This is a genomic window from Kitasatospora sp. NPDC058048, assembly GCF_042885555.1.
Taxonomy (GTDB): domain Bacteria; phylum Actinomycetota; class Actinomycetes; order Streptomycetales; family Streptomycetaceae; genus Kitasatospora; species Kitasatospora lactacystinica.
Window position 1 is genome coordinate 44,549 of sequence record NZ_JBHVRT010000038.1, and the last position, 19,705, is coordinate 64,253.

13 protein-coding genes are annotated in these 19,705 nt (G+C 72.4%); 12 read left to right on the plus strand and 1 reads right to left on the minus strand.

Features of this window, described 5'->3' with window-relative positions; all coding sequences use genetic code 11:
• Nucleotides 1-160: 160 nt before the first annotated feature.
• The 6 genes from ACFVVA_RS31795 to ACFVVA_RS31820 all read left to right on the plus strand — a co-directional run bounded on the left by ACFVVA_RS31795 (nucleotide 161) and on the right by ACFVVA_RS31820 (nucleotide 10,139).
• The gene (locus tag ACFVVA_RS31795; RefSeq protein ID WP_387694211.1) at nucleotides 161-1,588 is read left to right on the plus strand and encodes a DUF4190 domain-containing protein; all 1,428 of its coding nucleotides are present in this window, start codon (nucleotides 161-163) and stop codon (nucleotides 1,586-1,588) included.
• 190 nt (nucleotides 1,589-1,778) lie between these two features.
• On the plus strand, nucleotides 1,779-1,970 hold the full coding sequence (locus ACFVVA_RS31800; RefSeq protein WP_387694212.1) for an SPOR domain-containing protein: 192 nt from the start codon (nucleotides 1,779-1,781) through the stop codon (nucleotides 1,968-1,970).
• Between the two features lie 18 nt (nucleotides 1,971-1,988).
• The gene (locus ACFVVA_RS31805; protein ID WP_387694213.1) at nucleotides 1,989-2,489 is read left to right on the plus strand and encodes an NUDIX domain-containing protein; all 501 of its coding nucleotides are present in this window, start codon (nucleotides 1,989-1,991) and stop codon (nucleotides 2,487-2,489) included.
• A 469-nt stretch (nucleotides 2,490-2,958) separates the two neighbouring features.
• Nucleotides 2,959-5,400 carry a SpoIIE family protein phosphatase gene (locus tag ACFVVA_RS31810; RefSeq protein WP_387694214.1) on the plus strand — a complete coding sequence of 814 codons (2,442 nt, stop codon included), beginning with the start codon at nucleotides 2,959-2,961 and terminating at the stop codon, nucleotides 5,398-5,400.
• A 228-nt stretch (nucleotides 5,401-5,628) separates the two neighbouring features.
• Nucleotides 5,629-8,229, plus strand: a complete 2,601-nt coding sequence (locus ACFVVA_RS31815; protein WP_387694215.1) for a SpoIIE family protein phosphatase — start codon at nucleotides 5,629-5,631, stop codon at nucleotides 8,227-8,229.
• 92 nt (nucleotides 8,230-8,321) lie between these two features.
• A complete protein-coding gene (locus tag ACFVVA_RS31820; protein ID WP_387694216.1) occupies nucleotides 8,322-10,139 on the plus strand; it encodes an ABC transporter family substrate-binding protein in 1,818 nt (605 codons plus the stop codon).
• Nucleotides 10,140-10,176: 37 nt separating this feature from the next.
• On the opposite strand, the gene ACFVVA_RS31825 is transcribed toward ACFVVA_RS31820, so the two are convergent.
• Nucleotides 10,177-11,301, minus strand: a complete 1,125-nt coding sequence (locus ACFVVA_RS31825; protein WP_387694217.1) for a hypothetical protein — start codon at nucleotides 11,299-11,301, stop codon at nucleotides 10,177-10,179.
• Between the two features lie 256 nt (nucleotides 11,302-11,557).
• Here ACFVVA_RS31825 and typA point away from each other — a divergent pair, with 256 nt between their 5' ends.
• From typA to ACFVVA_RS31855, 6 genes are all read left to right on the plus strand, one after another.
• On the plus strand, nucleotides 11,558-13,462 hold the full coding sequence (typA, locus tag ACFVVA_RS31830; RefSeq protein WP_359899557.1) for a translational GTPase TypA: 1,905 nt from the start codon (nucleotides 11,558-11,560) through the stop codon (nucleotides 13,460-13,462).
• Between the two features lie 431 nt (nucleotides 13,463-13,893).
• Nucleotides 13,894-15,531 (plus strand): ABC transporter substrate-binding protein, encoded by a 1,638-nt coding sequence (locus ACFVVA_RS31835; protein WP_387694218.1) that lies wholly within the window; start codon nucleotides 13,894-13,896, stop codon nucleotides 15,529-15,531.
• Between the two features lie 140 nt (nucleotides 15,532-15,671).
• The gene (locus ACFVVA_RS31840; protein ID WP_387694219.1) at nucleotides 15,672-16,598 is read left to right on the plus strand and encodes an ABC transporter permease; all 927 of its coding nucleotides are present in this window, start codon (nucleotides 15,672-15,674) and stop codon (nucleotides 16,596-16,598) included.
• Nucleotides 16,591-17,535, plus strand: a complete 945-nt coding sequence (locus tag ACFVVA_RS31845; protein ID WP_387694220.1) for an ABC transporter permease — start codon at nucleotides 16,591-16,593, stop codon at nucleotides 17,533-17,535. Before ACFVVA_RS31840 ends, ACFVVA_RS31845 begins: the two co-directional genes overlap by 8 nt.
• A gap of 19 nt (nucleotides 17,536-17,554) precedes the next feature.
• Nucleotides 17,555-18,604 carry an ABC transporter ATP-binding protein gene (locus ACFVVA_RS31850; protein WP_387694221.1) on the plus strand — a complete coding sequence of 350 codons (1,050 nt, stop codon included), beginning with the start codon at nucleotides 17,555-17,557 and terminating at the stop codon, nucleotides 18,602-18,604.
• The gene (locus tag ACFVVA_RS31855; RefSeq protein ID WP_359899565.1) at nucleotides 18,597-19,613 is read left to right on the plus strand and encodes a dipeptide ABC transporter ATP-binding protein; all 1,017 of its coding nucleotides are present in this window, start codon (nucleotides 18,597-18,599) and stop codon (nucleotides 19,611-19,613) included. The genes ACFVVA_RS31850 and ACFVVA_RS31855 overlap by 8 nt, the downstream gene beginning before the upstream one ends.
• Nucleotides 19,614-19,705: the final 92 nt, after the last annotated feature.

Here is a 19,705-nt window from a genome sequence, read left to right on the forward strand (position 1 = left end):
GGCCACGGGGGCCGACACGGACACGGACACCCGTCCGGGGGCGGGCGCGGAGGCCGGCGCGGGCGCGGACGCCGGCGCGGGGACGGACACCGGTACAGGGACAGGCACGGACCCGGACCCGGACCCGGCGCAAGCGCCGACGGCCGGTCAGGATCCCCGGGTGGACTTCCGCAAGGACACCGCGGGGCCCGCGAGCCCGGTCGAGCCCGAGCAGGACCAGGCCCGGCCCGCCGCGTCCGAGCAGGACCGGGCCGGGTCGGAGCCCGCCCCGCCCGCCGTCGACCCCTGGGCCCCGCCCGCCGCCGTCGACCCCTGGGCCGCGCCCGACCTCTCCGCCGGCCCGCCCGCGGGTCCGTCCGTCGCCCCGGCCCCGCAGGCCGTCCCGCCGTCGGCCGCCCCGCCCCAGCCGCCGTACCCGCTGCCCGCCGGTGGCTGGGCCTCCGTCACTCCCCCCGCCGGGTCGGGCTTCCCGCCCGGCCACCCGTACGCCCAGGCCCCCGGTCCGGGGCAGGCCGCCCCCGGGCCCGGGTTCCTCCCCGGCCCCGGCCCCGGGCCCGCCCCCACCAACGGCTTCGCCGTCGGCTCCCTGGTCACCGGCCTGCTCCTGGTGTCCCCGGTGGCCCTGGTCTTCGGCATCCTCGCGCTGGTGCAGATCAACCGCCGCAAGGAGCGCGGCTCCGGCATGGCGGTGACCGGCCTGGTGCTCGGCACGATCGGCACGGTCCTGCTGGCCCTCGCGCTCGGCGCGGCCGACTTCAGCTCGGCGCGGGCCGGCCGCTTCGGCCAGGCCCCGAAGGCGCCGGCCGGCTCGGTGCACTGGTCCGAGCTCAAGGCCGGCGACTGCTACGACTCCCCCCAGGGCGGTTCGACGACGCAGGGGAACGGCGACGAGACGGTGTACTGGGTGCACCGGGTGGCCTGCACCGAGCCGCACCACGGCGAGGTGGCGGGCACCGCCGAGCTCCCGAGCGGCAACGGCCTCTACCCGGGCGAGAGCGCGGCCCGCGAGTCGGCCGGCCGGCTGTGCCGCGCGGTGCTGAACGGCTACGCGCTCGACCAGTGGACCGTCCCGGACGGCATGGACGACGTCTACCTCTACCCGACGGCGAGGAACTGGGCGTCCGGCTCACGGTACGTCACCTGCGCCTACGAGGACCGCGAGGACCGGCACCGGGGAACGGTCCGCACCGACCGGAGCCGCCTGACCGCGCCCCAGCTGGCCTACCTGGAGGCCGCCCGGAGCTTCAACGACGTCTACCTGGACCCGCCGGACGCGGACGTGGCCGAGGCCGAGGCCGACCACCGGGCGTGGGCCCGCCGGATGGCGGTGGCCTCGCGGACCCAGGCGGCGGTGCTGGGCGGGCCGTCGGTGCCGTGGCCGGCCGACGTCCAGCCGAAGATCGCCAAGCTGGTCGAGGCCAAGTCGCAGGCGGCCGCCGCCTGGGACGCCGCGGCCTCCGGCGGCGACCTGGCGGGCGACCTCCGCCGGGCCAGGGCGACGGAGGCCAGGATGGCGCCGACGATCCTGGACATCCGCCGCGGGCTGGGCCTGTCCACCGGCGAGCAGGCGCCCGACCTGCGGGTCTGAGGCGCCCGCGCCCCTGGTTACCGGCCGTTGACCGGGCCCGTACCTGCCGGTAACCCACCGGCCGTACCGTCGTGGGCGCGTCCCCGGCCCGACCCCCACGCGAGCCGGGGACGGGCCCGCCCCACGTGAGTGGAAACGGGTCCGGCCCGGAGCGGGACGCCCGGCGGGAGGCCCCGGGTACCCTCCCGCCATGGGCACCTACCGGGTCATGCGGCAGGACGACAACGGCAATCGCTTCCTGGTCGCCAAGGGTCTCGACCGGGCCGAGGCCCGGCGGCTGGCCGACGGCTTCGAGGCCCGCGGCCACAAGCAGATGTACTGGGTCGAGGCGGACGGGGAGGCCCGGCCGGAAGCGGCGGACGGGACGGTCCGCAACGCCTGAACCCGTAGGGTCGGCCGCATGGACGCCACGACGGACACCCCCGAGACCCCCGACCCCCGCGCGACCCCGGCCGCTCCCCGGATCGTGGTCGGCGGCGCGCTGGTCCGCGGCGGCCGGGTGCTCGCCGCCCGGCGCAGCGCGCCCGAGTCGGTGGCCGGCCGGTGGGAGTTCCCCGGCGGGAAGGCCGAGCCCGGGGAGACGGAGGCGCAGGCGCTGGAGCGCGAGCTGCTGGAGGAGCTCGGCGTCCGGGCGCGCGCGCTGACCCGGCTGCCGGGCGCGTGGGCCGTGCGCCCCGGCCTGGAGCTGCGCTTCTGGGCCGCCGAATTGCTGGCGGGCGAGCCGCGCGCGCTGGAGGACCACGACGCGCTGCGCTGGCTGGGCCCGGACGAGCTGGACGCCGTGGACTGGATCGACCACGACCGTGACGTGCTGCCGCACGTCGCCCGGCTGCTCACGGAGGGCGGGACGGCGGGGGCGGGCGGCGTCCCGACCGGGGGCGACGCGCCGTCCGCCGGGTAGGTCAATCGGACAAGACGACCCAGGCGCCGGGATAGCCTGGAGGCTGCTGGGTATGTCACTTTTCGGCACTATTCGTCACCATCGGTGAGCCGTCCCCAGCCGGCGACGCCGATCCCGACCAGAGCCGGAGGCCCCGTCGGTGTCGACTACCGGGAACGGCGCCGGGGGAGAGCGGCGGGCAGGCTCCGCGGGGAGCGCCGCCGCCCGCGCCCGACTGCGCCGCGCCGCCCGTCCGGCCGCTCCCCGGCCACCGGCCGGCCGTCGCCGCGGCGGCACCGGCGGGGCCCCCGGCGCCGCGGGTCCCGACCAGCCGGCGCCGACCCCGGTGGCCGGCCCCGGCGCCCGGTCCGATCTGCGCGGCCGTCCCGGCCGGCCGTTCCCCGGCGGGCCCGCCGACGCCCCGGGCGGTCCGGGCGCCCCGGGCGGTCCCGGTGGTCCGGGCACGCCCGCCGAGGGCAGCCTGCTGGACATGCTCAGGGTCGCCATCGCGATCCTGGACACCGCGGGCCGGGTGGTGCTCTGGAGCCCGGCCGCCGAGGAACTGCTCGGCTGGCCGAACGAGCTGCTGGTCGGCCGCCGGATCGACGAGCTGATCCCCGACCGGGAGCAGGTCGCCCGGATCCGGCGCGCGATCCAGGACACCCTGCGGCACGGCCGCTGGGCCGGCCCCGCCGAGCTGCGCGACCGGGACGGCTCCCCGATCGCCGTGGACGCCCGGATCTCCCTCCTGGTGGACGGCGACGGCACCCCGTTCCTCCAGGTCAACATGGCCGAGGCGGCCGCCGTCCGGGCCGTCGAGCGGGACCTCGCGGTGCGCGACGCGCTGTTCGAGCAGTCCCCGCTGGGCATCGCCATCATGGACACCGACCTGCGCTACACCGCCGTCAACCAGACCCTCGCCGAGATGAACGGCGTCGCCCTGGACGACCACGTCGGCCGCACCACCGGCGAGACCCTGCCGGAGCGGGCCGCCGACGAGATCACCGCCATCCAGCGCCAGGTGCTGGCCACCGGCGAGCCGGTCATCGACGTCACCCTGGCCTCCCCGGTCACCACCCGGGCCGGCTACCGCTCGATCTCCTACAGCCGGATGACCGACCGTTCCGGCCGGGTGCTCGGCATCTCCGGCACCGTGATGGACGTGACCGAGCGCTACCGGGCGGTTGCCAAGGTCGAGCACGCCCGGCGCCGGCTCTCGCTGCTCAACGAGTTCGGCTCCCGGGTCGGCGACCTCCTGGACGCCTCCCGGATCGCCCAGGAGCTGGCCGGCTCGGTCGTCCCCCGGCTGGCCGACCACTCCGCGGTGATCCTGCTCCAGGCCGTCGCGCACGGCGACGACCTGCCCCGGCACGGCCACGACCGGCGCACCTCGCTGCTCCAGCTCGGCACCGCCTCCGTCCAGGACGGCCCCGAGGTGGACGTGATGCTGCGCCGCGGCGCCCGGATCACCTTCGCCGAGGACTCCGTCTGCGGCCGGGTGCTGCGCACCGGCGTGCCCGAGCCGCTGTCCGGCGCCGACCAGCTGGACGAGTTGACCTACCCCGGCGACCCGAAGACGCAGGCCGCCCGGGACCTCGGCGTGCACTCGATGCTGGTCGTGCCGCTGCGCGCCCGGGGCATCGTGATCGGCCTGCTGCTGGTCAGCCGGTCCGGCTACCGCGAGGGCTTCGACCGGGACGACCTGGCCTTCACCGTCGAGCTGGCCGACCGGGCCGGCAGCTCGCTGGACAACGCCCGCCTCTACGCCCGCGAACGCACCGCCGCGCTCACCCTCCAGCGGACCCTGCTCCCGCAGCAGGTCCCGCAGCCCACCGGCGTCGAGGTCGCCTACCGGTACGTGCCCGGCAGCAGCGGCACCGAGGTCGGCGGCGACTGGTTCGACGTCATCCCGCTGCCCGGCGACCGCACCGCGCTGGTGGTCGGCGACGTGATGGGCCACGGCCTGCGGGCCGCCGCCACCATGGGACGGCTGCGCACCGCCGTCCGGGTGCTGGCCGCCCTCGACCTGCCGCCGGACGTCCTGCTGCGGCACGTCCACGAGCTGGCCGACGACCTCGCCCAGGGCCCGGACGAGGCGCTGCTGGCGACCTGCGTCTACGCGGTCTTCGACCCGACGACGGCCCGGCTCACCGTGGCCAAGGCGGGGCACATCCCGCCGGTGCTGGTGGTGCCCGGCGAGGCCGCCCCGGAGCCGACCCGCAACGGCGGCCCGCTGCGCGGCGGCGCCGGCCGCATCCTCGACCTGCCCTCCGGCGCCCCGCTCGGAGTGGGCGGAGTTCCGTTCGAATCGGTCGAACTGAAGATCCCCGAGGGCAGCCTGCTGGCGCTGTGCACCGACGGCCTGGTCGAGTCCCGGGACAAGGACCTGGACGTCGGCCTCGGCCGGCTGATCACGGTGCTCCAGGAGCCGCACGCCTCCATCCAGGCCGCCTGCGAGGCGGTGCTGGACACCATGGAGCAGGGCCGGGAGCCGGACGACGTCGCGCTGCTGCTGGCCCGGCTCGGCCACGGCCAGGCCGGCACCCCGACGGCGGGCTGGACCCTGCCCGCCGAGCCCACCGCCGTCTCCCGGGCGCGCCGGTTGGTCCGCGCCACGCTCGCCGAGTGGGGCGTCGAGGAGCTCACCGACATCGCCGAGCTGCTGGTCAGCGAGCTGGTGACGAACGCCGTCCGGTACGCCAGCGCCCCCATCGGGGTGCGGCTGACGCTCGGCGAGACGCTGCTGGTCGAGATCTCCGATCCGCTGCCCGACCCGCCCCAGGAGCGGCACGCCGCCGAGGCCGACGAGGGCGGGCGCGGTCTGGAGCTGGTCCACCGGCTGGCGCTGCACTGGGGCGCCCGGGCCGAGGGGATCGGCAAGGTGGTCTGGTTCGAGCAGGCGCTGCCGGGTAATGAGCCGGACGGATCGTGAGCGGAGCGAACAGCGAGGAGGGGGTGTCGCCAGTGTCATCGGGCGCTCAGGGGGAGCGCGCGCTCCGGAAGGGGGCGCGGGCGTGGCATTGTGGTTGCGCGGGCGGTAGGACAAAAACCTTCGCCCGATCTGATGTTGTGATGTTGAGGGCGTGTGAACGTACCCCTCGATGATGAATACTCGGTCTTCTCGACATCCGGACGGTCGCGGGTTGGAGGGGTCGGTCCGTTGAACAGCACTCCGGCGCGGAGCGTGTCGCCGAGGAGCAGCGGTCATGCCGCTGTACCCGGGCAGGCCGGCTCCTCGCACCTGCCCGTACCGGACGGCGCGCCCGCCGGCCGCGGCCACCACCCCGTCGCCGAGGACCGGCCCTGGGGCGCGGGCGACCCCGGCTCGATCTACGACTACATCCGGGTCGCCACCTTCGCGATCGGCCCCGACGGGCGGATCAGCCAGTGGAGCGAGCGCGCCGCCGAGTTCTTCGGGGTCCCGGCCGCCGAGGCCGTCGGCGCCGACCCGATCTCCACCTTCGTCCCCCGCGAGCTCTGGCAGCGCGGCCGGGCCCGGCTGGAGCGCACCCTGGCGGGCGAGGAATGGGTCGGCACCACCCCGTACCGGGACGCCGACGGCGGCGAGGGCCTCGCCGAGCTCTACCTGATGCCCGACAGCTCCCTGCCCACGGCGGGCGCCACCTGCCTGGCTGTCGACCTCGGACGGCTGCGCCGGATCGAGACCGACCTGGCCGCCTCCGAGGCCGTCTTCGGGCAGACCCCCACCGGCTTCGTGCTGTTCGACGACCGGCTGCGGCTGCAGCGGGTCAACGACGCCTTCGCCTCCGGCATGGGCCTGGTCCCCACCGACCTGGAGGGCCTCACCCCGCACGACCTCTTCCCGTCGTCCGAGGCCGACCGGCTCTCCGCCGCCCTGCGCAAGGTCCTGGCCACCGGCGAGCCCGTCTTCGACCTGCGCTTCCACGGCGCCGTCCCGACCCGCGAGGGCAACCGGCTCTGGGCTGTCTCGCTGTACCGCCTGAACGGTTCCGCCGGGCAGACCATGGGCGTCGCCGGGCAGGTCTCCGACGTCACCAGCCGGCACGTCGCCGAGCGCGAGGCCGACGGCGTGCGCCGCAACCTGGCCCTGCTCAACGAGGCCAGCGCGCACATCGGCTCCACGCTCGACCTGGAGACCACCGCCAAGGAACTGCTGGACGTCGTCGTCCCGCCGTTCTGCGACCTCGCCACCGTCGACCTCTACACCGCGCTGCTCTCCGGCGAGACCGTGCCCAGCGCCGGCCGGCTCGGCGACACCGTGCTCACCGACGGCAGCGGCGAACTGCGCCGGGTCGCCGTCTCCAGCGTGGTCGGCGGCGCCTCCTCGGTGCTCGGCTCGGTGACCGGCCTGCCGATCGCCGAGGCCGGCGGCACCCTCTGTTACCCCCGCCGCTCCCCGCACGCCCGGGCGCTGCGCACCGGCCGCAGCGTCGTCCCCGAGCCCGGGCGCGACCCGCTGCTGCGCTCCACCCTGATCGTCCCGCTGGTCGCCCGCGACCAGGTGCTCGGCCTCGTCCAGCTCTCCCGGGCGATCGGCAGCGAGCCCTTCGACGCCCGCGACGTCGCGATCGCCGAGGAACTCGTCGCCCGCGCCGCCGTCTGCATCGACAACGCCCGGCTCTACCGGCGCGAGCACGAGCGGGCGCTGATCCTCCAGCGCAGCCTGCTGCCCCCGGGCAACCCGGCCGCCAGCGGCCTGGAGATCGCCTGCCGCTACCTGCCCAGCAACAACAACACCGAGGTCGGCGGCGACTGGTTCGACGTCATCCCGCTGCCCGGCAACCGCACCGCGCTGGTCATCGGCGACGTGATGGGCCGCGGCCTGCGCGCCGCCGTCGCCATGGGCCAACTGCGCACCGCCGTCCGCACCCTGGCCATGCTCGACCTGGAGCCGGGCGAGGTGCTCACCGCCCTGGACGAGATCGCCCGCGGCCTCGGCGACGACTCGGTGCCGGTCGGCCCGCCCACCCCGTACGGCCGGCTCACCTCGACCGCCGACGAGGAGGCCCGCGAGGTCTACCTGGCGACCTGCGTCTACGCGGTCTTCGACGCCGTCAGCCGGCGCTGCTGGATCGCCAACGCCGGCCACCTGCCGCCCGTCCTGCTCAGCCCCGGCGAGGGCGCCCGGATGCTCGACGTACCGCCCGGCCTGCCGCTCGGCGTCGGCGGCGAGCCCTTCGAGGAGGTCGAGATCGACCTCCCGGACGGCGCCGTCTTCGGCCTCTACACCGACGGCCTGGTGGAGAGCCGCAAGCACCAGCTGGACGAGGGCCTGCGGGCCTTCCGCGCCGCGCTCTCCGACGAGGGCAAGGGCCTGGAGGACCTCTGCGACCACGTGCTCGGGGAGCTCAACCCGCACCACGGCGAGGACGACATCGCCCTCCTGATGGCCAAGGTGCACGCCTTCCCCGACGACGCCGTCGGCAACTGGTACCTGCCGCCCGAGCCCACCTCGGTGGCCAAGGCCCGGGAGCTGGCGTGCAGCTGGCTGCTCGCCCGGGGGCTGGAGGAGCTGGTCGACACCACCGAGCTGCTGGTCAGCGAGCTGGTCACCAACGCGCTCAAGCACGGTCGGGGCGAGATCCGGCTGCGGCTGCTGCGCGAGCGCAGCCTGGTCTGCGAGGTCTGGGACGACGGCTACGCGCAGCCCCGGCAGCGGCGCGCGCAGGAGACCGACGAGGGCGGGCGCGGCCTGCAACTGGTCAGCCTGCTGGCCGAGCGCTGGGGCAGCCGGCGCACGCCCAAGGGCAAGATCGTCTGGTTCGAGCTGGCCCTCTAGCCGCCGCAACGGTGGGCCGGACGGGTGCAGTCGCCCGGCGGCCCGCCGTGTCGGCACGGGCCGGGCGGCCGCGGCGGCGTTCGATGGCCGCCATGCGCGTCCGCCAGCTCACCGCCGCAGCCGCCGCGCTGCTGCTCTCCGCCGGTCTCGGCGGCTGTTCCGACGACCCGGGCCCCCGTGCCCCCGCCCCCGTGCCCGCCCCGGCCGATCCCACCGCCACCACCGGGGACGTCGGGCCCGCCGACCGCACCGCCGTCCGGGACGGCGGCACGCTGCGCTGGGCGGTGGACGGCGTCCCGGCCACGCTGAACGTCTACCAGGGCGCGGCGACCGCCGACTCGGCGCTGCTCGCCCACGCGCTGTACCCCTCGCTGTTCCGGCCCGACGAGCACGGCCGGCTCGTCCCCGACCCCGACTACCTGGCGGGCTTCGACTCCACCCCGCCCGGGCAGCAGCCACAGGTGGTGACCTACCGGCTCAACCCGCGCGCCGTCTGGAGCGACGGCACCCCGATCTCGGCCGCCGACCTCGACGCCCAGCGGACCGCGCTGTCCGGCCCGGACCCGGCCCGCCGGAGCGGGAAGGCGGCCGGGTACGACGCCATCGAGTCGGTCGCCCAGGGCGCCGACCCGTACGAGGTGCGGGTGACCTTCCGGCGGCCGTACGCGGAGTGGCGCGCACTGTTCGGCCCGCTCTACCCGGCCGCCGAGACGGCCGGCCCGGCCGCCGCCACCCGGCCGCCGACCGAGGGAGGCCGGCCGAGCGCCGGCCCGTACACCCTCTCCCGGTACGACGCCGAGGGCGGGACGGTCACCGTGGTGCGCAGCCCGTTCTGGTGGGGCGATCCGCCGAAGGCCGACCGGATCGACTTCCTCGCCGTGCGGCCCGAGCAGCGGCTGGACGCGCTGGACCAGGACCGGCTGGACATCGCCCCGCTCACCGCGGCGGTGGACCGGGCGGCGCCGGCCGCCCCTCCCGAGCCCTCCGCCTCCGCGTCAGCCTCCGTCTCCGCGTCAGCCTCCGCCGCGCCGCCGCCCGCGGCCGCGCCCGAGGCCGCGGCACTGGCGCTGCGGCGGGCCGAATCGCTGCCGGGCGTCACCGTGCACCGGGCCGCCGCGGCCTCGCTCACCCAGCTCACCCTCAACGCGGCGCGCGGCCCGCTGACCGACCCGCTGGTGCGCCGGGCCCTCACCCGGGCCGTCGACCGGCGGCGGATCGCCGACGCCGCGCTCACCCCGCTCGGCCTGCCCGCCGCCCCGCTGGGCAGCCACCTGTTCGCGGGCGACCAGCAGGGCTACCGGGACAACAGCGACGCGGCCGGTCCGGCGGACCCGGGCCTGCTGCTGGACGAGGCGGGCTGGATGCGGCCCGCCGGCGGGGGCACCCGGGCCAAGGGCGGCAAGCCGCTCGCCCTCTCGCTGCTCGTCCCGGCCGGTTCGGCGACCGCCGAGCGCACCGCCGACGCGCTCATCGCAGAGCTCGGGGAGTCCGGGATCGCGGTGCGGCGGGTGCCCGCGCCCGCCGAGTCCTTCGTCGGGGAGCACCTGGCGGCCGGGGACTACGACCTCGCGCTCCTCTCCTGGCCGGCCGGCCCCAGCCCGGCGGTCGAACAGCGCTCCGTCTACGCCAAGCCCCGGCCGGACCTGGACGGCGTGCCCGAGCCGGGCGGCAACTTCGGCCGCAGCGGCACGGAGGAGATCGACCGGCTGTTCGACCGGGCGGCCGCCGAACCGGACCCGGCGGCCCGGCTGGGCCTGCTCCAGGAGGCGGACGTGCGGATCTGGCAGCTCGGCCACTCGGTGCCGCTCTACCAGCGGCCGGAGCTGGTCGGCGTCCGGACCGGGGTGGCCGGCGCGGGCACGTACGGCTACGGGTGGCCGCGCTTCCAGGACGTGGGCCTGCTCAGCTAGAGCTCCCGGGTGCCGGGCACCAGGACGATCGGGACACTCACCGGGCCGCCTCCACCGGCTCCAGCATGCGTTCGACATCGGCGATCCGGGCCAGTTCGGGGCACTCCCGGCGGGCCCGGGCGAGCGCCTCGCGGGCCTCCTCCGGACGCCCGGCCGCGATGAGGGCGGCGGCGAGGGAGCAGCAGGCCAGGGACCGGTGGAAGCGGGAGCCGACCGTGTTCGACAGACGGCGGGCCGTGCGGACGGCGGCCCGCGGATCGTTCCGGAACCGGGCGAGCTCGGCCGCCGGGAGGAAGTCGCGGGCGAGCGTCCGGTCGTGGACGCCCAGTCGGACGAGATACGGCTCCAGCAGTGCTCCGGCCCGCGCGGGGGAGTGCTCCCCGGCGTCGACGCGGCCCACGAAGGTCATGGCGGCGATGAAGGCCACGGCCGGGTCGGCGAGTGTGTGTCCCCGCTCGAAGGCCTCGTCGGTGAGCCGCTCGGCCTCCTCGTAGTGGCCCTCGGCCAGCGCGATCCCGGCAGCGGTGAGGACCATGGGTGTGCCCTTGTCCAGCTCGCGGCGCGCCTCGGAGATCCGGCCCCGGACCAGGAACCGCTCGGCCTCGACGGCGCTCGGCGACTCGGCGTCTATCGTCACGGATCCCGGCCGGAAGGGCATGACGAACACGGCCCAGAGGGAGTTGACCGGGCTCGTCGCGGAGGTCACCGCGGTCATGGCGAGGGAGAACAGCAGCCCGAGGCCGATGCCCCGGGGCAGCTCCGTGGCGGAGGCCGCCAGCCAGGCCCCGAGCCCCGCGTGGACTCCGAACCGTGCGACCGAGACGAGCCACAGCCGCAGCCGGGGCGCGCGGACCGGCAGCAGGCCCCAGGGGAACAGGAATCCGCTCGTCGGCCGCAGCCCCAGTTCGACCGGCACCCCGGCGACCGAGCCGCTCCACAGTTTCCGGCCCCTGCCGTACGAGGCGCTGTACAGCGAGCCGCCGCAGAGCCGGTGGGTGAGCAGGAACCAGAGGTCGGACAGCGGCTCCTGGCCCACCAGGAAGCCGATCGCGCAGCCGAGAGCGGTCGGGCCCGGCAGGTCGTGGAGGACCGCCAGGTACAGGAGCACGGCGCCGACGGCGCGGAACAGCCAGGGCAGCGAGGCACGGAGGTGTTGGATCACGACCGGAAGAGTGTCGGAGGCGGGCCGCGGGGTGAAGGGTGTGTGACCCACCTGTGATCTTGATCCCGTGCGACCTGCCCGTTTCTGCTCACCTGGACGCTTCCCCGTACGATAGGAGGAAGCCGAGGCATGTCGATATGCCCGGCGGGTGGACCGGTAGTAGCAGGCGGAACGGGTGGCAGCGACCGAAGGGGTCGCAAGTGCGCGTCTCGCGGCCGGGCGCCGTAACCCACGATTCCGGGAGAATCCGCTAGGCATGCCCACGCGCAACGACATCCGTAACGTCGCCATCGTCGCCCACGTCGACCACGGCAAGACCACGCTGGTCGACGCCATGCTCAAGCAGGCCGGCGCCTTCGCCGCGCACCAGCACCTCGATGACCGGATGATGGACTCGAACGACCTGGAGCGCGAGAAGGGCATCACCATTCTCGCGAAGAACACCGCGGTCAAGTACCACCCCAAGGATGGTGGCGCGCCGATCACCATCAACATCATCGACACCCCGGGCCACGCCGACTTCGGTGGCGAGGTCGAGCGCGGTCTGTCGATGGTGGACGCGGTCGTCCTGCTGGTCGACGCCTCCGAAGGCCCGCTGCCGCAGACCCGCTTCGTGCTCCGCAAGGCGCTCACGGCCCGCCTGCCCGTCATCCTCTGCATCAACAAGACGGACCGTCCGGACTCCCGGATCGACGAGGTCATCAACGAGACCTACGACCTGTTCCTGGACCTGGACGCGGACGAGGACCAGATCGAGTTCCCGATCGTCTACGCCTGCGCCCGTGACGGCGTCGCCTCGCTGACCAAGCCGGAGAACGGCACCGTCCCGGCCGACAGCACCAGCCTGGAGCCGTTCTTCTCCACCCTGCTGGAGCACGTCCCGGCCCCCAGCTACGACGAGGCCGCGCCGCTCCAGGCCCACGTCACCAACCTGGACGCCGACAACTTCCTCGGCCGCATCGCGCTGCTCCGCGTCGAGCAGGGCGAGCTGCGCAAGGGCCAGACCGTGGCCTGGATCAAGCGCGACGGCTCGATCCAGAACGTCCGCATCTCCGAGCTGCTGATGACCGAGGCGCTCACCCGCAAGCCGGCTGAGGTGGCGGGCCCCGGTGACATCTGCGCCGTCGCCGGCATCGGCGAGATCATGATCGGCGAGACCCTGGCCGACCCGGAGAACCCGATCGCGCTGCCGCTGATCACGGTGGACGAGCCGGCCATCTCGATGACCATCGGCACCAACACCTCCCCGCTGGTCGGCCGTGGCGGCAGCGGCAAGGGCGCGGACGCCAAGGCCGCCGGCAAGGTGGACCGCAAGGTCACCGCCCGCCAGGTGAAGGACCGCCTGGACCGCGAGCTGATCGGTAACGTCTCGCTGCGCGTCCTGGACACCGAGCGCCCGGACGCCTGGGAGGTGCAGGGCCGCGGTGAGCTGGCGCTGGCCATCCTGATCGAGACCATGCGTCGCGAGGGCTTCGAGCTGACCGTCGGCAAGCCGCAGGTGGTCACCAAGGAGGTCAACGGCAAGACCCACGAGCCGGTCGAGCGCCTCACGGTGGACGTGCCCGAGGAGCACATGGGCGCGGTCACGCAGCTCATGGGCATCCGCAAGGGCCGGATGGACAACATGTCCAACCACGGTTCGGGCTGGGTCCGGATGGAGTTCGTCGTGCCGTCCCGCGGCCTGATCGGCTTCCGTACCGAGTTCCTCACCAACACCCGCGGCACCGGCATCGCCCACTCGATCCACGAGGGTCACGAGCCGTGGTTCGGCAACCTGACCACCCGCAACAACGGCTCGCTGGTCGCCGACCGGGCCGGCGTGGTCACCGCCTTCGCGATGACCAACCTGCAGGAGCGCGGCGTGCTCTTCTGCGAGCCGGGCACCGAGGTGTACGAGGGCATGATCGTCGGTGAGAACTCGCGTGCCGACGACATGGACGTGAACATCACCAAGGAGAAGAAGCTCACCAACATGCGCTCGGCGAACGCCGACGTGGCCGAGTCGATCGTCCCGCCGCGCAAGCTCTCGCTGGAGCAGTCGCTGGAGTTCTGCCGCGAGGACGAGTGCATCGAGGTGACCCCGGAGACGGTTCGCATCCGTAAGGTCGTCCTTGACCAGAAGGACCGCGGACGCACTGCCTCGCGCGCCAAGAAGGCGTGATCCGGACGCACTGAACGGCCATTGGCCGGAATGATTCGCCCCCCTTTCCCATGGAGAGGGGGGCGAACTTTTTCAACTACTCCAAGTTGTCGGGGCCGCTATTCACGGAATAGCGCTCATCACAGCCGAGTGTCCGCTGAGCGGACGTGACAGTTCGTCATCCGTGACGACTGTCCGTTTGGTGCCTGTCTGGCTATGTCTCAAATGTCCGGTTTTCGAAACTTACCGACTGTTCATGTGACCTAATTGAGATCGTCACTGGTCACTTTCGTGTCCGTGCGTGACGGATAGTGGGTGCAGTCAGGCTCGGGTCAAGGGTGAACGCGCAGGGGTGCGCGCCGAAACCACGAGCGCGGACGGCACAGCGGGTCCGGTGATCACCGTTCCGCAGTGCCCTCCTCGTTGCAACGTCGAATTCAGGAGGCACACCGATGCGCGGTGCGAGCCAGGCCAAGTGGGTTGTCGCAGCTGTTGCTGTCGCCCTCGCTGCGACTGCGTGCAGCAGCAGCGACTCCTCCGGGGGTAGCTCCGACAGCGCTGCGGTCGACCCCGGGGCCAGCTTCAGCTACCAGAGCGCGGAGCCGCAGCGCCCGCTCCAGCCGGCGAACGCCATGGAGAACCAGGGCGGCCGTATCGTCAAGCAGCTCTTCAAGGGCCTCGTCGACTACGACCCCGCGACCGGTGCCCTGCGCAACCAGGTGGCCGACAAGATCGAGACCACGGACGCCAAGAACTACACCGTCACGCTGAAGTCCGGCTGGACCTTCCACGACGGCACCGCGGTCACCGCCAAGTCCTTCGTCAGCTCCTGGAACTGGTCGGCCAACCCGAAGAACAACCAGATCAACTCGGACTGGTTCTCGGACATCGTCGGCTACGACGCCGTGCACCCGGAGAAGGGTGACCCGACCGCCACCGAGATGTCCGGTCTGAAGGTCGTCGACGACACCCACTTCACGATCGAACTGACCAGCCCGGTCTCGTACTTCACGTACAAGCTCGGCTACTCGGCCTTCTTCCCGCTGCCCGACGGCTTCTTCGCCGACCCGGCCGGCTACGGCCAGAAGCCGGTCGGCAACGGCCCCTACAAGTTCGTCTCGTGGGAGCACAACAAGGCCATCACCCTGGCCGCGTTCGACAAGTACACGGGCATCGACAAGCCGAAGAACGGCGGTGTCGTCTTCCGCAACTACACCGCCGGCGAGGCCGCGTACAAGGACCTGATGTCCGACACGCTGGATGTGCTGGACCAGGTCGACCCGACCGACCTGCCGAAGTACAAGGACGACCTGGGCAAGCGCGCGGTCGACCAGCCGCAGGGCGCCATCCAGAACATCGGCTTCGCGCTGTACCAGGGCGGCTGGAGCGAGCAGGGCAAGGAGAAGGTCCGTCAGGGCCTCTCGATGGCGATCGACCGCGAGACGATCACCAAGACCGTGCTCAACGGCAACCGCCTGCCCGCCGACTCGTTCGTGGCGCCCGGCGTCATGGGCTACAAGGCCGGCACCTGCGGCGACGCCTGCAAGTACAACCCGGAGAAGGCCAAGCAGCTGATCACCGAGGGCGGCGGCGTCCCCGGCGGCAAGGTCCTCATCCAGTACAACTCCGACGGTGGCCACAAGGAGTGGGTGGACGCGGTCTGCAACTCGATCCGCCAGGCGACCGGCGTCGAGTGCCTCGGTGACCCGAAGCCGGACTTCAAGACCTCGCGCGACATCATCACCAACAAGCAGGTCCAGAGCATGATGCGGACCGGCTGGGTGCAGGACTACCCGCTGAACGCGAACTTCCTGCGTGACGTCTACGGCACCGGTGCCGCGGCCAACGACGGTGGCTACTCGAGCCCCGAGTTCGACAAGCTGTCGAAGGAGGCGGACGCCGCCACCACGGTCGAGAAGACCGCCGAGCTCTACCAGCAGGCCGAGGCCGTTCTGGCCAAGGACATGCCGGCCATCCCGCTCTGGTACTACAAGACCAGCTCCGGCTACTCCAAGAACGTCCAGAACGTGAAGTTCAACTCCTTCGGCGACCCGGTCTACACCGACGTCGAGGTCAAGAAGAAGAAGTAATCGGTCGGCACCGCCTGACCCGGTGACAACGGCCGGTGCCCGTCCATCCCCACAAGGGCGAGGACTGGCACCGGCCGTTGGCACGCCGACTTTTCTCTTGCCGAGTTGACGGGCTCGGCAGGGCCATACATGGAGGCACGATGGGGCGCTTTGTCGCAAGGCGACTGCTCCAGATGATCCCGGTGTTCCTCGGAACGACCGCACTCATCTTTTTCATGGTGCACTTGCTGCCCGGTGACCCGGTGGCGGCACTGTGGGGCGACAAGGCACCGGACCCGGTGCAGCTCGCCGCTCTCAAGCACCAGCAGGGCTTCGACAAGCCGCTGATCCAGCAGTACTTCGACTACATGGGCAAGCTGCTCACCGGTGACTTCGGCACCGGTCTGGACCAGCGCCCGGTCATCGACAAGATCAGCGAGGCACTGCCGGTCACGGTCCGGCTGGCGCTGTTCGCGTTCGTGATCGAGATCGTGCTGGGCATCGGCATCGGCCTGTACTCCGGTCTGCGTCGCGGCAAGCTGTTCGACCGGGGCACCCTGGTCCTCACCCTGCTGCTGATCTCGATCCCGGTCCCGGTGCTGGGCTTCATCTTCCAGACGGTCTTCGGGCAGAACCTGAAGTGGGTCACCCCGACCGTCCAGGACAGCAACGACATCACCCAGCTGGTGCTGCCGGCCGTGGTGCTCGGCTCGCTCTCGCTGGCCTTCGTCGCGCGCCTCACCCGTACTTCCATAGCCGAGAACATCAAGGCCGACTACGTCCGCACCGCGGTGGCCAAGGGCCTGCCGCGGCGCAAGGTGATCGGCACCCACCTGCTCCGCAACTCGATGATCCCGGTCGTCACCTTCCTCGGTACCGACCTCGGTGCCCTGATGGGCGGCGCGATCGTGACCGAGGGCATCTTCAACGTCCAGGGCGTGGGCCACGCGCTCTACCAAGCGATCAACATGAAGGAGGGCGCGACGGTCTCCGGCTTCGTGGCCTTCCTCGTGATCGTCTACCTGGCCGCCGGCCTGATCGTCGACCTGCTTTACGCGGTCCTGGACCCGAGGATCCGTTATGCCTGACCTGACCGAGAAGAAGACCGCCGGGGACATCCCGGCCCAGCGCGCGGCGGACGCCCCGGCGCCGAAGCAGGAGAAGGCCCGCAGCCTCGGCTCGGACGCCTGGCACGACCTGCGCCGCAAGCCGATCTTCGTGATCTCCGCGCTGCTGATCCTGCTGCTGATCGTCATCGCCATCGCCCCCGGGCTGTTCACCTCGGTGGACCCGCGGGCCGGCGACCTGCGCAACCACTACCTGTCGAAGCCGAACTACAGCCACTTCTTCCAGGCTGACTGGTTCGGTTACGACCTCCAGGGCCGCAGCATCTACGCCCGCATCGTCTACGGCGCCCGTGCCTCGGTCGTGGTCGGCATCTGCGTCACCCTGGGCGTGACCATCCTCGGCGGCCTCGCCGGCATGGTGGCCGGCTACTTCGGTGGCTGGGTCGACACGATCATCTCCCGCATCACCGACATCTTCTTCGGCATCCCGCTGCTGCTCGGCTCGCTGGTGGTCCTGAACGCCTTCACCTCGCGCACCGTCTGGAGCGTGGTCTTCGCGCTGGTCGCCCTGGGCTGGACCCAGATGACCCGTGTCATGCGCGGCTCGGTGATCACGGTCAAGCAGGCCGACTTCGTGACGGCGGCCAAGGCGCTCGGCGCCGGCACCGGCCGGATCATGTTCAAGCACATCCTGCCGAACGCGATCGCCCCGGTGATCGTCGTCGCCACCATCGCGCTCGGCGGCTACATCGCCACCGAGGCGACGCTGAGCTTCCTCGGTATCGGTCTCCAGGACCCGACCATCTCCTGGGGCATCGACATCAGCTCGGCCCAGAAGGTGATCCGTACGGCTCCCTTCGCCCTGTTCTTCCCCGCCGGAATGCTGAGCCTTACCGTGCTGGCGTTCATCATGCTCGGCGACGCGGTGCGCGACGCCCTCGACCCGAAGCTCCGCTGAGAGAAGAGGTGACGACCCGATGACCACCGTGATCGAGAACAACCAGAAGAACGAACGTCTTGAAGTTGGCACCCCTCTCCTGGAGGTGAAGGACCTCCACGTGGAGTTCCACACCCGGGACGGCGTGGCCAAGGCAGTGAACGGCGTCAACTACTCCGTCGCGGCCGGCGAGACCCTCGCCGTCCTCGGCGAGTCCGGCTCCGGCAAGTCCGTGACGGCGCAGACCATCATGGGCATCCTGGACATGCCTCCGGGCAAGGTGACCCAGGGCCAGATCCTGTACCGCGGCCAGGACATGCTCACGATGAGCGGCGAGGAGCGGCGGCGGATCCGCGGCCGGAAGATCGCGATGATCTTCCAGGACGCGCTCTCCTCGCTGAACCCGGTGCTCAGCGTCGGCTACCAGCTCGGCGAGATGTTCCGCGTGCACCAGGGCGCCTCCAAGAAGGAGGCGAAGGAGAAGGCCATCGAGCTGATGGACCGGGTGCGCATTCCGGCCGCCCGCCAGCGGGTGAACGACTACCCGCACCAGTTCTCCGGCGGTATGCGCCAGCGCATCATGATCGCGATGGCGCTCTCCCTGGAGCCGGACCTGATCATCGCGGACGAGCCCACCACCGCCCTGGACGTCACCGTCCAGGCCCAGGTGATGGACCTGCTGGCCGAGCTCCAGGCCGAGTACAACATGGGCCTGATCCTGATCACCCACGACCTCGGCGTGGTCGCCGACGTCGCGGACAAGATCGCCGTGATGTACGCGGGCCGGATCGTGGAGACCGCCCCGGTGCACGACCTGTACGCGAACCCCGCGCACCCGTACACCAAGGGCCTGCTCCGCTCCATCCCGCGCCTGGACCAGAAGGGCCAGGAGCTGTACGCGATCAAGGGCCTGCCCCCGAACCTGCTCAAGGTTCCGGCCGGCTGCGCGTTCAACCCCCGCTGCGACGTCGCCACCGACCAGTGCCGCACCGAGATCCCGGCGCTGCACCACGTGACGGACAAGGACGGCAAGGAGCTCACCGGCCGCCGCAGCGCGTGCCACCTCTGGAAGGAGACCCTCCATGGCTGAGAACATCCTGGAGGTCAAGGACCTGGTCAAGCACTACCCGCTGACCCAGGGCATCCTCTTGAAGAAGCAGGTCGGCGCGGTCAAGGCGGTCGACGGCATCTCCTTCGAGCTGAAGAAGGGCGAGACGCTCGGGATCGTCGGCGAGTCCGGCTGTGGCAAGTCCACGCTGGCCAAGGTGCTGATGAACCTGGAGCGGGCCACCTCCGGCCAGGTGCTCTTCAAGGGCGAGGACATCTCCACGCTCCAGGGGGCGGCCCTCAAGGCCGTCCGCCGGAACATCCAGATGGTGTTCCAGGACCCGTACACCTCGCTCAACCCGCGCATGACGGTCGGCGACATCATCGGTGAGCCGTTCGAGATCCACCCCGAGGTGGCGCCCAAGGGCGACCGCCGCAAGGCCGTCCAGGACCTGCTGGACGTCGTGGGTCTGAACCCGGAGTACATCAACCGGTACCCGCACCAGTTCTCCGGCGGCCAGCGCCAGCGCATCGGCATCGCCCGCGGTCTCGCGCTCAAGCCCGAGATCATCATCTGCGACGAGCCGGTCTCCGCGCTGGACGTGTCCGTCCAGGCGCAGGTGATCAACCTGCTGGAGCAGCTGCAGGGCGAGTTCGGCCTCTCCTACATGTTCATCGCGCACGACCTCTCCATCGTCCGGCACATCTCCGACCGCGTCGGCGTGATGTACCTGGGCAAGATGGTCGAGATCGGCTCGGACGAGGAGATCTACGAGAACGCCACCCACCCGTACACCCAGGCGCTGCTCTCCGCGGTGCCGGTGCCGGACCCGGCGGCGCGCGAGACCCGCGACCGGATCGTGCTCAGCGGGGACATCCCCTCGCCGGCCAACCCGCCGTCCGGCTGCCGCTTCCGCACCCGCTGCTGGAAGGCGGAGGAGCGGTGCTCCGAGGAGGTCCCGCTGCTCGCGGTCCCCTCGCTGCTGAAGGGCCCGGCCGCGCACGAGTCGGCCTGCCACTTCCCCGAGGTCCGGGAGCAGGCCGCGGCCTGATTCCCCCGTTGGTCCCAGGAAGGGCCCGTGGCGTTCGCGCCGCGGGCCCTTCCGGCATCTGTGGACCCGGCGCCGCGGCGATCGGGCACCGC